General features: G+C 57.3%; 13 protein-coding genes. 8 read left to right on the top strand and 5 right to left on the bottom strand.

Annotated elements, in window-relative coordinates; all coding sequences use genetic code 11:
* The coding region (locus VFU50_16705) for a hypothetical protein (protein HEU5234503.1) at positions 1–330 on the top strand (330 nt) is incomplete at its 5' end.
* Between the two features lie 16 nt (positions 331–346).
* Here the strand turns inward: VFU50_16705 and hemL are convergent.
* Positions 347–1,648, bottom strand: a complete 1,302-nt coding sequence (gene hemL, locus VFU50_16700; GenBank protein HEU5234502.1) for a glutamate-1-semialdehyde 2,1-aminomutase — start codon at positions 1,646–1,648, stop codon at positions 347–349.
* A 317-nt stretch (positions 1,649–1,965) separates the two neighbouring features.
* On the opposite strand from hemL, the gene typA reads away from it, so the two are divergent.
* On the top strand, positions 1,966–3,795 hold the full coding sequence (typA, locus tag VFU50_16695) for a translational GTPase TypA (protein ID HEU5234501.1): 1,830 nt from the start codon (positions 1,966–1,968) through the stop codon (positions 3,793–3,795).
* Positions 3,796–3,824: 29 nt separating this feature from the next.
* Here the strand turns inward: typA and VFU50_16690 are convergent, their stop codons facing one another.
* Positions 3,825–4,190 (bottom strand): carboxypeptidase-like regulatory domain-containing protein, encoded by a 366-nt coding sequence (locus tag VFU50_16690; protein ID HEU5234500.1) that lies wholly within the window; start codon positions 4,188–4,190, stop codon positions 3,825–3,827.
* Between the two features lie 85 nt (positions 4,191–4,275).
* Positions 4,276–4,707, bottom strand: a complete 432-nt coding sequence (locus VFU50_16685) for a hypothetical protein (protein HEU5234499.1) — start codon at positions 4,705–4,707, stop codon at positions 4,276–4,278.
* Between the two features lie 61 nt (positions 4,708–4,768).
* Between VFU50_16685 and mnmG the strand changes: the two genes are divergently transcribed.
* From mnmG to VFU50_16665, 4 genes are all read left to right on the top strand, one after another.
* Complete coding sequence (gene mnmG, locus VFU50_16680; protein HEU5234498.1) at positions 4,769–6,790, top strand: tRNA uridine-5-carboxymethylaminomethyl(34) synthesis enzyme MnmG; 2,022 nt, start codon at positions 4,769–4,771, stop codon at positions 6,788–6,790.
* Between the two features lie 116 nt (positions 6,791–6,906).
* On the top strand, positions 6,907–7,401 hold the full coding sequence (gene purE / locus VFU50_16675) for a 5-(carboxyamino)imidazole ribonucleotide mutase (GenBank protein ID HEU5234497.1): 495 nt from the start codon (positions 6,907–6,909) through the stop codon (positions 7,399–7,401).
* A complete protein-coding gene (gene purK / locus VFU50_16670) occupies positions 7,398–8,540 on the top strand; it encodes a 5-(carboxyamino)imidazole ribonucleotide synthase (protein HEU5234496.1) in 1,143 nt (380 codons plus the stop codon). The genes purE and purK overlap by 4 nt, the downstream gene beginning before the upstream one ends.
* Positions 8,541–8,639: 99 nt before the next feature.
* On the top strand, positions 8,640–8,885 hold the full coding sequence (locus VFU50_16665) for a hypothetical protein (protein ID HEU5234495.1): 246 nt from the start codon (positions 8,640–8,642) through the stop codon (positions 8,883–8,885).
* Between the two features lie 4 nt (positions 8,886–8,889).
* On the opposite strand, the gene VFU50_16660 is transcribed toward VFU50_16665, so the two are convergent.
* Complete coding sequence (locus VFU50_16660) at positions 8,890–9,249, bottom strand: PilZ domain-containing protein (GenBank protein HEU5234494.1); 360 nt, start codon at positions 9,247–9,249, stop codon at positions 8,890–8,892.
* A 165-nt stretch (positions 9,250–9,414) separates the two neighbouring features.
* Complete coding sequence (gene trmFO, locus VFU50_16655) at positions 9,415–10,767, bottom strand: methylenetetrahydrofolate--tRNA-(uracil(54)-C(5))-methyltransferase (FADH(2)-oxidizing) TrmFO (protein ID HEU5234493.1); 1,353 nt, start codon at positions 10,765–10,767, stop codon at positions 9,415–9,417.
* Between the two features lie 214 nt (positions 10,768–10,981).
* Here trmFO and VFU50_16650 point away from each other — a divergent pair, with 214 nt between their 5' ends.
* Positions 10,982–12,808, top strand: a complete 1,827-nt coding sequence (locus tag VFU50_16650; GenBank protein HEU5234492.1) for a hypothetical protein — start codon at positions 10,982–10,984, stop codon at positions 12,806–12,808.
* A gap of 141 nt (positions 12,809–12,949) precedes the next feature.
* Positions 12,950–14,899 carry a pyrroloquinoline quinone-dependent dehydrogenase gene (locus VFU50_16645; GenBank protein ID HEU5234491.1) on the top strand — a complete coding sequence of 650 codons (1,950 nt, stop codon included), beginning with the start codon at positions 12,950–12,952 and terminating at the stop codon, positions 14,897–14,899.
* Positions 14,900–14,934 lie beyond the last annotated feature (35 nt).

The raw sequence follows: 14,934 nt of genomic DNA, 5'->3' as shown, positions 1-14,934 counted from the left end.
CGTAAGATCGCCCACTTCATGATGGGCGGAGAACCCGATCAACCTCAGCTCTTCGCTATGCGCGAGGAATTGATCCAAACGAACAAAGTGCGGCTAGTGCTTGCCGGGCACACGCACGCTCCTGAGGTGTGCCTGATTAAGAGTGACGAGTCCGGTGACCGCTTCTACATCAATACCGGAACATGGCGCGACGTCATCCCCTCAACGCCCGACCGGCGCACCTTCGGACGCATGCGCGCTCTCACGTACGTAACCCTGTATTCCAAATCGGAACACGACGACGGGTGCAAGTCGTTCGACTATTGGACAGGCTTTACGAAGGACTGGTAGAACAATCGTCGCCAAGTTAGCTTCTGAGGCTCTGGAAAGCTGCGTGAGCCACTTCAATGGTTCGTTTAATGTCAGCATCCGAATGTGCTGCGCTGAGAAATGCCGCTTCGAACTGGGAGGGTGGCAGATAGACTCCGCGCTCCAGCATTCCGCGATGGAATTGTGCGAAGGCGCTGGTATCGGATCGGCACGCATCTTCGTAATCCCGCACTTCGCCGTCCTGAAAAAACCACGTGAACATCGAACCTACCCGATTCGTTGTCACTGGAACGCCGTGCCTTTTGGCCTGATCAGCCACTCCTCGCACCAAGGTCTCGGACCTATTTTCCAGCGCAGCGTAAATCTGTTTTTCGTCGCGTTTCACCCGGCACAGGGTGGCGACGCCTGCTGCCATCGCGAGCGGATTGCCACTCAACGTGCCCGCCTGATACACGGGACCAAGGGGCGCGATCATGCGCATGATCTCTGCGCGCCCGCCGTAAGCTCCCACGGGAAGACCGCCGCCGATGATCTTTCCCAAAGTGGTAAGGTCCGGGACAATTCCGTAGAGCTCCTGCGCTCCTCCGTAAGCAAGACGAAAACCGGTCATGACTTCATCAAAAATCAGCAGTGCGCCAGAGGCTTGCGCGATTTCGCGCAGTCTCTGCAGATATCCAGGTCGGGGTGGAACACAACCCATGTTCCCGACCACTGGTTCGACAATGATTGCTGCAATCTGGTCGCGATAACGCGCAAAAGCCTCTTCTACAGCCCCGATCGAGTTGAACGGCAGCGCGAGAGTGAACTGCACCTGCTCTTCCAACACACCTGCCGATCCAGGAATGCCAAGAGTAGCTACTCCCGAACCGGCTTTCACCAGTAGCGAGTCAGCATGGCCGTGATAGCAGCCCTCAAACTTAACGATGTACTTGCGGCCCGTGAATGCGCGCGCCAGGCGAATCGCTGACATCGTGGCTTCGGTTCCTGAGCTGACGAAACGCATCATCTCGATCGAGGGGAATGCCTCCCGAACCAACTCGCCTAACTGACCCTCAGCGGCAGTCGACGCGCCGAAGCTGGTGCCGTTTTCCGCAACGCTCTTTACTGCTGCGACTACCTCGGGATCGGCATGGCCCAGGATCATTGGTCCCCAGGAACCGACGTAATCGATGCACTCATTAGCGTCGGCGTCCCACATGCGACTGCCCTTCGCGCGAACGATGATCGGCGGCTCCCCGCCAACCGCACGGAACGCCCGCACTGGCGAGTTCACGCCGCCTGGAAAAAGGCTTTCAAGGAGCTGATTCAAGCTCTTCGATTTCTGTGTAGTTCGAGTCATGCAAACAGCAGTATAGGGCTGAGATTGATCCGCTTTCCCTGTTAACATCAGAAGTAACCTGCTTGTCTATGTCCTCTTCGTCCATCCGTTTCGGTTTGCCAAAGGAATTAGCCGACGAGATCGACTCCCTTGTGGGTCCGCGCAAAAGAAGCTTATTCGTGTGCGAAGCCATCCGCGAGAAGCTGCATCAGCGTGACCGAATGGAGAATATTTGCAAGTCGCTGGCTGAGGCCGCTGGCGGGACCGCATCTCGTGCTCAACGCAGGAAAGCAAAAATCCGGGCACGCTGAAAGCCAGGACAACGGAAAGGTACAGTTTTGAATTCTTCTATCCGCAATATCGCCATCATCGCGCACGTTGATCACGGCAAGACGACTTTGGTCGATGCCATGCTTCGCCAGAGCGGCGCATTTCGCTCGAACGAAGTCGTAGCCGAGCGCGTGATGGACTCAAACGAGCTCGAACGCGAGCGCGGCATCACGATCCTGGCCAAGAACACCGCGATCTTCTATCACGATGTAAAGTTCAACATTGTTGATACTCCCGGCCACAGCGACTTCGGCGGCGAGGTTGAACGCGCGCTGAAGATGGTCGACGGCGTAATGCTGCTGGTCGATGCCAGTGAAGGACCGCTGCCGCAAACGCGATACGTACTCAGCAAGGCTCTTGAGGCCGGACTCCCGCCGGTGCTGGTGATCAACAAAATCGATCGTCCCGACGCTCGGGCTCAAGAAGTGCTAAATGAGGTCTACGACCTGTTCATCGATCTTGACGCCAAGGAAGACCAGCTCGGATTTCCGGTTCTTTACACGAATGCCAAATTGGGAACGGCATCGATCAGCACTGACGTGGCAGGACGCGATCTGCAGCCGCTGTTCGATGCCATTCTGGAACACATTCCGGTCCCAAAAGGCGATGCTGACGGTCCGCTGCAAATCCAGGTAGCGAATCTCGACTATAGCGACTATCTGGGACGCCTCGCAATTGCACGGGTGTTCAACGGCGCGCTGAAAAACGGAGAAGAGGTCGGGATCGCGAAGCGCGATGGAACGATCCAGCCGGTAAAGATCACGAAATTGTTCTCGTTTAGCGGCCTCAAGCGCGTCGATATCGACAAAACCGAACTCGGCGACATCGTTGCCATTGCAGGAGTCACCGGGATCACGATCGGGGAGACGATTACAGGAATCGAGTCGCCTGCGCCGCTGCCGCCGATCGTGATTGACGAACCGACGATCGCCATGCAGTTCACCGTGAATACGTCTCCATTCGCCGGACGAGAAGGTCAATACGTCACCTCGCGCAACCTGCGTGAGCGTCTCGAAAAGGAACTGCTCACTAACGTGAGCCTCAAAGTGGAAGAGACCGCAAATACCGACAGCTTCAAGGTAATGGGTCGCGGCGAGCTGCAGCTATCGATCCTGATTGAGACAATGCGACGCGAAGGCTACGAACTCATGGTCGGCAAACCGGAGATCGTCACGCGCAAGATCGAGGGCAAGCTGATGGAACCGGTCGAACACCTGAGTATCGACATCCCTGAAAATTTCGTCGGAGTCGTCATCGAGAAGCTCGGCCCGCGCAAGGGAGAGATGACCAAGATGCACAATCATGGCTACGGACGAGTGCGCCTCGAATTTCGCGTGCCCAGCCGTGGTCTGATCGGCCTGCGGAGCGAGTTGCTCACCGACACCCGCGGCACCATCGTCATGAACTCGTTGTTCGATGGTTACACGGAATATCAGGGCGAGATTCCGCAGCGAATAACAGGAGCACTGGTCGCCGATCGTCCCGGCGTTGCGACCGCCTACGCACTTTTCAACCTGCAGGAGCGAGGCGAACTTTTTGTCGGACCCAGTACCGACGTTTATGAAGGCATGATCATCGGCGAGAACGCCCGCGACGTTGATCTCGACGTGAATGTCGTACGCGAGAAGAAGCTGACCAATATGCGCGCATCGACCGCCGATGAAGCGATTCGGCTGGTGCCCTTCAAAGCCTTGAATCTCGAGCAGGCAATCGAATTCATTTCTGATGACGAGTTCGTCGAGGTGACGCCGAAAACATTGCGTCTTCGAAAGAAAATCCTTCACGCCAATCGTCGACCGAAGCGCGGCGCGCAACTAGTAGGGGCGGAAAAGGACTAGCTGCGTCGAGCCCGGCGCACAGTCGGAATCTACTGAGTGTCGATCCGGATATTCAGCGTGATGTTGTTTCGGTTATCGAACGAACTGATCGTCTTCGTTGAACTCTTTTGTCCTCGATAGTCGGCGTAGATCTCGTAATCGACATTCTGCGACAGTCCGTGAAAGCGATAGCCGCCGTCCTTTTCGGTAATAAAGCTCTTGATGGTGAGTGTCTTCGTGTTTTTGAGGTAAACGATGGCTTCGGACAGCGGGGAATCGGACTTAGTGAGTACCTGGCCGGTGACGTTCCGTCCCTGATCACCATTCTTGTCGGCCACCCCATACGATTGCGCGATACCGGTGCCTACAAGAGCTGCGAACACCAGAGTCGCCGCCAAGATGAATTTAGGCTTCATACGTCACCTCAAAGGGAGAGTGTCACCTCTATTCTATGCAGACCTGCTTGGCCAGTGAAAGTCGCGCGCAATCGGACGTGTAGAATCAGCAGCTTACGGGGCAGGATCCCTCAGCGAGCTCGGGTTCCTCGGCCGATCGCGGGGAGGGCCCCACAGCGGATGTTCTCACGTACGCAATGATGAAAAGGATTCCCAGGAGCAGGTCGATCGTGGCTGCAACTGTGATTGAAGCCTCAACGCGCTGCTTTGCGAATAATACGTACACTGCAAGGACGAAGGCGAACTTCTCGATCGTGCCCACCAGCATTACGCCGCGATAGCGGGCAGGATCACTGGCGATAATGAGGAACAGAATCTGCCATGCGAGCGCAACGCCGATAAACCCATAGAAGTACTCTGGGTGAGTAATCGCCGGCGGATGCTGGGCACCGATGAACTTCTCCAGAAAGTAAAGCGGAGACAGCACGACGATTCCCCAAATGCCAGCGAGCAAGAACGTCCAACGCGCGAATTTCATACGCTTATAGAGCTTTGAACTGGGTGCTTCGATTCCCAAGAAGATAAAATACTGGTAGCAGATGTCGTTCACCGAACAATATGACGTGGTTGTAGTCGGGGCCGGACACGCCGGATGCGAAGCCGCCATGGCCGGTGCCCGGATGGGCCTCAAGACCGCCCTGTTCACCTTGAACGTCGATCTCATCGCGCAAATGTCGTGCAATCCCGCCGTGGGAGGAATCGCCAAAGGACATCTGGTCCGTGAAGTCGATGCGCTTGGCGGAATTATGGGTGAAGTTACTGATGGTGTCGGGATCCAATTCCGCTTGCTCAATACTTCGCGCGGACCAGCCGTCTGGTCACCGCGCGCTCAGTGCGACAAACAGCAATACCGCTTGAAGATGCGCGAGGTGTTGGAAGGTCAACAGAATCTCTTCATCAAGCAAGCCGAAGTTGCCGAATTGATTGTCGAAGACGCGGTTCCCGAAAGCCGTGTTCCCCATCCTTCGCGATTTTCGAAGCATGGCGAGGAGCCTTGTCGCTCAACTCGCGTTGCAAGAGGCATAAAGCTACGCGACGGACGTGTGGTGCGAGCAGGAGCGGTAGTCATCACCACGGGCACGTTCCTAAACGGACTGATTCACTGCGGCGAACAGACTTATCCCGCGGGACGTTCGGGGGAACCGCCGTCACAGCTGCTCGGGGAATCACTGAAGCTCTTCGGCCTCCGCGGATGTCGGCTGAAGACGGGCACGCCGCCGCGGCTCGATGGCCGCACTATCGACTGGTCGCGCTTTCCTGTGCAGCCAGGCGATGACGACCCGACTCCGTTCAGCTTTCGCACGAAGACGATCGCGCAGAAGCAGGTCCCGTGCTACATCGCTTTCACCACAGAAGAGACGCACCGCATCATTCGCGAGAACGTGCATCGCTCGCCGATGTACTCGGGGCAGATTCAATCCATCGGTCCGCGCTATTGCCCGTCAATCGAAGACAAGATCGTAAAGTTTCCTGACAAGTTGCAGCACCAGCTCTTTCTTGAGCCCGAAGGACTGAACACGCACGAGATCTACGTAAACGGCATGTCGACGTCGATGCCCATCGACGTACAGCTCGCGATGATCAAGTCCATTCCGGGACTCGAAAGCGCAGAGATGCTGCGGCCTGGCTACGCCATCGAGTACGACTCGATCGATCCCACCGAACTCGAACGCACGCTGGAGACCAAGAAGATTTCGCGTCTTTTCCTGGCCGGCCAAATTAACGGAACCTCTGGTTACGAAGAGGCTGCGTGCCAGGGGATCATGGCGGGAATCAACGCTGCGCTAACAGTTAAAGGCGAGCCGCCATTCGTGCTCGATCGCACAGAAGGCTACACGGCGATTCTGATCGATGATCTCATCAGCAAAGGCACGAACGAACCGTATCGAATGTTCACTTCGCGCGCGGAGTTCCGCCTGCAACTGCGCATCGATAACGCTGATCGTCGGCTCACGCCATATGGTCGAAAGCTCGGCCTCATTTCAGACGAAGCCTGGCGCGATTATTTGGCAAAGCAAGAGCGTGCGTCCGCCATGCACAAGCTTCTCGTAACCACGAAGGCAAATACAGAGAAGCTTGCCCACATTGCGCCGGAGATTGTCGCATCGCTCGCAAATGCAGCGGGACAGACGTATGCGCAGCTACTGAAGCGCCCGGAGATCACCATCGAGATGTTCGCTCCAGCTCTGCAAGAACTCATGCCGACATTCTTCGAGGCGTGCGATTCGCCACCGTCGCAACATCTTTCCGCACAAGCGCGCAATGAATTGAAGTCTGTCGAAACGGAGATCAAGTACGCCGGATACCTCCAGCAGCAGGAGCGATCGATCGAGCGCCTGAAGAAAGCCGAAGAGCGCGCAATCCCAGAGTGGTTCGACTACTCGCAAGTCAGCGGGCTATCGCGAGAGATGAACGAAAAGCTCACGCGCGTGCGTCCGCGCACGCTTGGACACGCAATTCGCATTCCGGGAGTCACGCCGGCCGCTGTGTCGTTGATCAACGTGTACATTGAGATTCAGGGAAAAAGGCATTCAGCAGTCGGCAATCAGCAATTGGCTTAACCAGATAGCAAGAACGTTATCCTTTTTGCCGTCCGTGTGATCCGTTCAATCCGTGCCATCCGTGTCGTGTTTTGCCTTTCTTTAGTTGGCCGAATGCCGACTGCTAAGATTTACCCATGACATCCACCTCGCCGCTGGTCGGCGTGATCATGGGCAGTCGCAGCGACTATCAAATCCTTGAGCCCGCGATCGAAATTCTTCGCGATCTGCAGGTTTCCTTCGAGAAGCGTATCGTCTCCGCGCACCGCACTCCAGACTGGATGTTCGAATACGCATCGACCGCCGAAAAACGCGGACTGCAGGTGATTATCGCGGCCGCCGGAGGCGCTGCTCATCTTCCCGGAATGGTTGCATCAAAAACCATTCTTCCCGTTTTGGGAGTCCCGGTTCCTGCCACGCTGCTCAACGGCGTCGATTCTCTCCTCTCGATCGTGCAGATGCCCAAAGGAGTTCCAGTCGGCACACTCGCGATCGGACAGCCGGGCGCCGCAAATGCTGGACTCCTCGCGGCTTCGATATGTGCGCTCAAAGATGCTGAGCTACGAGAGCGAATTCGCGCGTGGCGTGCGGCGCGGCAGGCCGAAGTGCTCAAAATGGAGCTGCCTTCGTGAGCGCCATCCTTCCCGGCGCAACCATCGGCATTCTCGGAGGCGGTCAGCTCGGCCGCATGACGGCGATGGCAGCACGCTCGCTCGGATATCGTGTGCAGGTCCTTGATCCTGACCGCTCGTGTCCGGCGAGCTTTGTTGTCGATAGCTGTTTCACTGCCGCCTACAACGACGTGAATGCTGCTGCGCATCTGGCTCGCGGATCAGATGTAGTGACGCTTGAAATCGAGCAGATTGCGATTGCCAGTCTTGAGGAAGCTGCGCGCTATGCGCCGGTTCGTCCGGATGCCGCCGTGTTGAACATTGTGCAGGATCGCATTCGTCAAAAGCATTGGCTGCAAACGAGCGGATTCCCGATTGGGGAATGGCGTCCAGCGACCACCGCCTCCGAGATCACATCTGCAGTCGAGCAGTTTCACCGCGATTGCTTCATTAAATCTACTTCTGGGGGATACGACGGCCGCAGCCAGATCCGGGTGCAGCCGGCGAACGCGAACTCCGCCGAAGAGATGTGGAAGCTGCTAGGCTCTCGGGCTTGTGTTGTCGAACGCGCGCTGCCGCTCGATTCTGAAATCTCCATCTTGGTCGCACGACGGCCTGGAGGAGAGGCAACGGTCTACCCGCCGGCTCTAAATCATCACGAGAATCAGATTCTCGACTGGTCGGCGATTCCCGCTTCAGTTTCGAGCGAGTTGCACAAACGCGCAACCGATCTCGGCCTGCAAATCGCACAGCAGCTTCAAGTGGTAGGCCTGGTTGTGATTGAGATGTTCGTCCTCAAGGATGGCAAGCTGCTGGTGAACGAACTCGCGCCGCGGCCGCACAACAGCTATCACGCCAGCGAGCGCGCTTGCGTTACCAGCCAATTTGAGCAGGCGGTGCGATCGATTTGCGATCTGCCCCTCGGCGACCCTTCAGTGATCAAGCCTGCGGCAATATCGAACCTGCTTGGCGATGTATGGCTTGGACCGAAGCCGCCGGCCTTCGATCGCGCGCTGGCCATTCCCGGCGTACGCCTGCATCTGTATGAAAAGAGTGTTCCGCGGCCCGGACGCAAGATGGGTCACCTCTCCGCGATTGGCGATAGCGTTCAGCAAGCGGTCGATCGCGTGCTCCAAGCTCGAAGTGCGCTAAACAAGTAACCACCGGACACTCCTTCCGGTAACCTGAGTCCGCCGTAAACCTTATTGCCTCTCCGCAAACTTTCAGCAAACAATGGGTTATTCCGGTAAGAGGTCGAAATGAATAATCCCACCCTTGTAGTCTCGATTCCCGATGGAAGCTCCATCATTGTTGCGCGATGCTCAGCATGCCAACAAACATTTCCATTAACTCCGGCAGGAAGAATCGATCCGCTGGTTGGACAGCGCGAGGCAAAGCCAGCCTTCGAATTGCATGTAAAAGAGAAGCACAACTGGCGCGCCGATTCCAATCAGACGGCCGCACTCCGCCTTCGCGAAATGCTGAAAGATATCGATCCGGAATAGAGAGCTAACAAGTTTGCGAGGGAAGCATGTCGCAGTGCGTGAACTCGACGGCGACGCCCGTCGCTGCCCCTCGCGGAAAACGATCGACGCGAACTACAGTGGCTTCGCAAACCAGGCGGATATCCTTCCCAAAAGCGGAAAGAACAAACTGCAGAGTAAGTGTCGCTCCTTCGCTTGCGTCGAGTTCGGCATAGAAGAAAGCGCCTGTTGTGCTTAGATCGCGGAGGATCGCGAGGCGATCACGACAATTCAGGCTGGGGCAGCTCACGGAAGCGGGAACAGTTAGATGTACCCGCGATACTTTTCGTGCTTCGGGCAGCACAGACCGCATGATGTCGATAGCACGCTGACTTCGTTCGGGCACCACGCCCTCCTGCCGCATGCCCGTGAGTTGTGCAGTTGGTGTGCCATCCCTAAGTAGTTGATTTATCGAGAAAAGTACCCGTTTGGCTATTACCTTTTTGGGAACTTTTTGCCCACCCTAGTCCGGAACTAGGTGAAAAATTCCATTTAGGGACTGGCAGGCACTTCAGGTTCGCGCGCCACTTTTGGACGATGGCAAACTGCTCCACCAATTCTGAAAGGCTTTGAGCGCACGCTCGCATTGAATCCGGTGCCGCTCGCGTTTGTCACGCACTACCCTGCGCGTTTCATCATCTAACGAGGGCAGAAGATCGAAGGTGATATTTGCCGGCTGAAAGCTCTTCGCTTCCGCGTTGCAGATGTAATGCATTAACGATCCGAGAGCGCTCTCGCGAGGCGGCGCGATCGGGCGTTCATTCAGCACGAGTGTGACCGCATGAATGCCAGCCATCAGTCCTGCCGCGATCGATTCTGTATAGCCTTCCACCCCGCAGATTTGCCCAGCGAAGAAGACGTTTGCATGCTGCCTCATTTGCAGAGTTTCGCGCAGCAGTGCAGGAGCATTCAGATAAGTGTTGCGGTGAATCTGACCGTAGCGAAGAAAGCGCGCATTCTCGAGTCCGGGAATGAGGCGGAGCACTCGCGCCTGCCCGGCGAATTTCAAATGGTTCTGAAAGCCGACGAGATTATATGAGTCAGCCCGCAGGTTCTCGCTGCGCAGCTGTACGACCGCATACGGCGTCTTTCCCGTTCTGGGATCCTTCAGTCCGACCGGCTTCATGGGTCCGAAGCGTAGAGTATCCCGTCCACGGCGCGCGATCTCTTCGATGGGCAGACAGCCTTCGAAGTAGTTGAGCTTTTCCCATTCGTGTCCTTCGACTGATTGAGCGGCAATCAACGCATCGTAAAAGCGGTCGTATTCTTCTCTCGTGAAAGGACAATTGATGTAGTCGGCGGTGCCTTTGTCGTAGCGCGCAGCAAGGTACACCTTGGAATGATCGATGGAATCCGTTTCCACGACTGGGCTGATGGAGTCGTAGAAGTACAGATGTGTGCTTCCTGTCAGCCGGGCAATGTCCTGCGACAGAGCGTCTGACGTAAGCGGGCCGGTAGCGATGATCGTGATTCCGGCCTTGTCATCGATTCGCCGCACCTCCTCGCGCTGAACTTCAATAAGCGGCTCGCTGGCGATTACTTCCATCACCCGCTTAGAAAACTGTTCACGATCGACTGCCAGCGCGTGACCAGCCGGAACCGCGGTCGCATCAGCGCATTCGAGCAGCAGCGACCCCGCACGCCGCATCTCCTGCTTCAGCAGCCATGGCGCGGTATTTTCGCTCTCGCTCTTCAGCGAATTGGAGCAGACAAGCTCAGCAAAATCACCGGTCTGGTGGGCCGGCGTGGTCCGCAGCGGACGCATTTCATAAAGGACTACATGCACTCCTCGGCGTGCGCATTGCCACGCCGCTTCGCATCCCGCCAGTCCCGCGCCGACGATTTTGATGGGACGAGTCTCCATGTCTGCTTCGATTTTAGTGCCGAGAGCCTGCGATGTTTTGTATCCCACAACAGGTCATTCACTTGCTTTTAACCTGGCAGTGAAGAGACATTCACGATGAATGACTATCACTGAAAGCGATCCATGATTACTGAATCGGTCCGCGTCACAAATTGACACGTCCACTCTGTCTTTATTCAGCACACACTAGGAAGCGTCAATCGGGAGGAATGAAATGAAATTGTTGCTTCGCAGTGGCATGGCATGTCTGCTCTCGGGCGGGATGTTGATGGGGCAGGGCGCCGGCACAGCCCAGAGTGCGACGAGCGCAAAAACGAGGACGACCCGCCCACCGGCACGTCGTCGTGCAGGCGTCACGGCAAGCGAGGCTTCGGTCGCATCGCAGCTGCAGGAGCTGCGCGATATGCTCGCCTCGCAGCAGCGGCAGATTCAGCAGCTGCAAACTCAGCTCGCCGCTCGCGACCAGCAAATCCAACAGGCGCAGCAATCCGCCGCGGACGCAAACGCCAAAGCCACGGAAGCCGCCTCGAAAGCCACCGAAGCGCAGACTGCGAACAACGACGCGAATACTCAAGTGGCTAGTCTGAAAGAAACGGTCACCTCGCTGAAAGCTAATGATCAAAGCATCAGCGATTCGATTAAGTCAGAGCAGAGGAAGGTGAACGACGCCGTCGAGAGCCCCACAACGCTTCGCTTCAAAGGGATCACGATCAGTCCTACCGGCAGCTTCATTGCAGCGGAAACGATCTGGCGGCAGCGTGGTCTCGCGGCTGACGAAAACACGCCGTTCAGCTCTATTCCCTTCAACGGTACCCAAAATGGGAATTTGAGCGAATTCAACGCCAGCGGACGCCAGTCGCGGATTGCGCTGCTGGCCGAAGGCAAGGTCGGCGCCCTTACTCTGCGTGGATATTACGAATCCGATTGGCTCTCAGCCGGTACCACCTCGAACAACAATGAGAGCAACAGCTACACCAATCGTCAACGACAGATGTTCGCGCAAGTGCAATCGGAGAGCGGATGGATCTTCACTGGCGGTCAGATGTGGAGCCTCGCAACCGAAACCAAATCACTGCTCGACAATCGCTCCGAAAATCTTCCCATGACCGTCGATTCGCAGTACAACGCGGGCTTCACCTGGGAGCGTCAATATGGCGCACGCGTCGTAAAGGAGTTCGGCAAGAAAGCTGCAATTGGCTTCGCGGCGGAGCAGCCGCAGACGCTCACGGTTGGCGGTGGCGGGCTCAGTACGACCACCGGACCAGGCGTGGTTTATCAGCTTCCTGGAAACCTCGGCGGCTTGATGAACAATCAAGCCAATTACAGCTTCAACATCTCGCCTGATTTCGTCGCTAAAGCCGCTTTCGAACCCGGCTGGGGACATTACGAGATCTACGGCATTGCCCGCTTCTTCCGTGACCGCGTCTATCCGAACGCGGGAACCAAGAGCGCGGCTGGGGTCTTTAATTCAACGGCGACCGGCGGCGGAATCGGCGGCAACATTCGCGTGCCGACGTTCCACAAGAAGCTCGACGTTGGGCTGCACGTTCTCGCCGGAGCAGGCGTAGGCCGCTACGGTTCCAGCACATTGCCGGACGTAACCTTCAAACCCGATGGCACCTTCGAGCCGCTCCGCGGTGGTTCCGCTTTGGGAAGCCTCGAATTCCATGCTACTCCCAAGCTTGACCTGTTCACCTACTACGGCGGCGATTACGTCGGACGCGCTCTCTACACCGTCGGCACCACTCAGCTTGGATACGGTCGCCCGACGCTGGCTTCAACCGGCTGTTCCACCGAGGTTGCGCCCGCAGCAGGCGGCGCCTCCACCGCAATAGGACCGGCAAACTGCAGCCCCGACACGCGCGCCGTAAAGGAGCTCAGCCTCGGCTACTGGTACGACTTCTACAAAGGAAACCGAGGACGCCTCCGCCAGGCTGTGCAGTATTCGTATTTCACCAAGGACACCTGGCGCGGCACCGGAGGCTCTCCTACAGCGGTCGACAGCACGGTTTGGACTTCCTTCCGATATTACCTGCCATAGCTATTGCGGGCGCAAGCCGCCATTTGCCGGTGGACAGAGTCCACCGGCCTTTCAATTTTCGCTGCAGTTTCCCGCCTTCGTAGCTCCGCAGGATTTCAGAGTGACCGTTCTCAACTCCGGTGCTTTACTCTTAGACGAGCAATGAAAAAGACTCTCATCGTGTTGGTGTGGATGTTTTTTTGTACCGCGCTGCTTGCACAGAGCATCGCGACGATTTCCTCTGAAGCTTCCGAGTGGCCGAACTACGGTAACGATCCTGGCGGCATGCGTTATTCGCCGCTGACGCAGGTCAACCACGAGAATGTCAACAAGCTGCAGGTGGCGTGGACATTTCACACCGGTGACATCTCCGACGGCAAAGGAGAGCGGCGACGCAGCGGTTTCGAGAGCACGCCCATCATGGTGGACGGCACGCTCTACCTCACGACTCCGTTCAACCGCATCGTCGCCCTCGATCCCGTAACGGGAAAGCAGCGCTGGGCCTACGACCCGAAAATCGACCAGACCTGGCAATCAGGCGACGGGCTCACTAATCGCGGCGTCGCAACGTGGCTGGATAACGATTCAGTAGAGCGAGATAAAAACCAGAAATCGCCGACTGCGAAGCCATGCCGCAGACGCATTTTCGAGGCGACGATCGACGCGCGTCTGGTGGCCATCGATGCTGCAACCGGCAAAGCTTGCCCCGATTTCGGCAGCAACGGCGAAGTCACCCTGCGCGACGTTCCTGGATTCCACGCCGGCTGGTATCACCTGACCTCACCGCCAGCCGTGGTCGACGACGTCGTGATTGTCGGCTCAGCCATCGACGACAACACGCGCAACAACATGCCCAGCGGCGTAGTGCGAGCTTTCGACGTGCGCACCGGAAAATTGCGCTGGAGCTGGGATCCCATCCCGCCGAACACATCTGCAAATGCGAAGTGGAAGAGCGGCGCCGCCAACGCGTGGTCGATCATGACCGTCGATCCAGAACGTCATCTGATCTTCATTCCCACCGGCAGCGCCAGCCCCGACTTCTTTGGCGGTGAGCGTCCAGGCGACAACAAGTGGGCGAACTCGATCGTGGCACTGCGCGCCGAGACCGGGGAATTCGTCTGGGGATTCCAACTCGTGCATCACGATCTCTGGGACTACGACGTCGCCTCGCCGCCGCTGCTGACCACCATAGAACACGATGGCAAGAAAGTGCCGGCAGTCATCATTGGTGACAAGACCGGATTCCTTTTCGTGCTCGATCGCGATACCGGAAAACCGGTCTTCCCAGTCGAAGAGCGCCCAGTTCCAAAGAGCGACATTCCCGGCGAGGCCGCTTCGCCAACCCAGCCGTCTCCTGTGGCCCCGCCGCCGCTCGTGAAACAGAAGTACTCGGCCGACGACGCCTGGGGGATCAACGCGGAAGAGCGCGAGGCGTGCCGAAAGCAACTGGGAAGCCTGCGCCTGGATGGCATCTTCACCCCGCCGAGCGTCAACGGAATTCTGGCTGTGCCAGGCAATATCGGCGGCATGAATTGGAGCGGCTACGCCTTTGATCCGAACGCGGGCGTGCTGTTCGCGAACGTCAATAATCTGCCCTTCAAAGTGCGCTTGATACCCCGTGCGGATTTCGACGCGCGCGGCAAGCGAACCAACGAGCGCATCTCGGAACAGGGCGAATACGGATCCCAAATCGGCGCGCCCTACGCGATGTTTCGTCGTCCAATGTTCTCGCCGAAATCCATTCCATGCATTCCACCGCCCTGGGGCATGCTCACCGCCGTCGACATGGTACGCGGCACGATCAAGTGGCAAGTCCCACTCGGCTCCATGAACCCAGCCTTGCCGCCAGGAGACATCACGCTCGGTGGTCCCATCGTGACCGCGGGCAAATTGGTATTTGTTGCCGGAACCGCCTTCGATCCGTACCTCCGCGCGTTCGACACCGAAACCGGCAAGGAACTTTGGAAGGCACAGTTGCCTGCTCCAGGACACGCCACCCCGATGACCTACCAAATCGGAGGAAAGCAGTACGTCGTAATCGCAGCCGGCGGGCATGCGAAGATCGATGGAGAAAAGTTGAGCGACGCGCTGGTCGCCTTCGCGCTTCCCTGAGTTCCTGAATCGTGAAGCGGCTGGACAAACCGCAG

Source organism: Terriglobales bacterium (assembly GCA_035764005.1).
GTDB lineage: Bacteria > Acidobacteriota > Terriglobia > Terriglobales > Acidobacteriaceae > Gp1-AA112.
Note: the sequence above shows the minus strand (reverse complement) of the source record. Positions and strands in the feature narration are given on the sequence as shown.

What these genes read in the sequence shown, in the direction of transcription:
- hemL (HEU5234502.1), bottom strand. Translation starts at nt 1,648, where the DNA reads ATGACTCGAACTACACAGAAATCGAAGAGCTTGAATCAGCTCCTTGAA.
- VFU50_16690 (HEU5234500.1), bottom strand. Translation starts at nt 4,190, where the DNA reads ATGAAGCCTAAATTCATCTTGGCGGCGACTCTGGTGTTCGCAGCTCTT.
- VFU50_16685 (HEU5234499.1), bottom strand. Translation starts at nt 4,707, where the DNA reads ATGAAATTCGCGCGTTGGACGTTCTTGCTCGCTGGCATTTGGGGAATC.
- mnmG (HEU5234498.1), top strand. Translation starts at nt 4,769, where the DNA reads ATGTCGTTCACCGAACAATATGACGTGGTTGTAGTCGGGGCCGGACAC.
- purE (HEU5234497.1), top strand. Translation starts at nt 6,907, where the DNA reads ATGACATCCACCTCGCCGCTGGTCGGCGTGATCATGGGCAGTCGCAGC.
- VFU50_16665 (HEU5234495.1), top strand. Translation starts at nt 8,640, where the DNA reads ATGAATAATCCCACCCTTGTAGTCTCGATTCCCGATGGAAGCTCCATC.
- trmFO (HEU5234493.1), bottom strand. Translation starts at nt 10,767, where the DNA reads ATGGAGACTCGTCCCATCAAAATCGTCGGCGCGGGACTGGCGGGATGC.
- VFU50_16650 (HEU5234492.1), top strand. Translation starts at nt 10,982, where the DNA reads ATGAAATTGTTGCTTCGCAGTGGCATGGCATGTCTGCTCTCGGGCGGG.
- VFU50_16645 (HEU5234491.1), top strand. Translation starts at nt 12,950, where the DNA reads ATGAAAAAGACTCTCATCGTGTTGGTGTGGATGTTTTTTTGTACCGCG.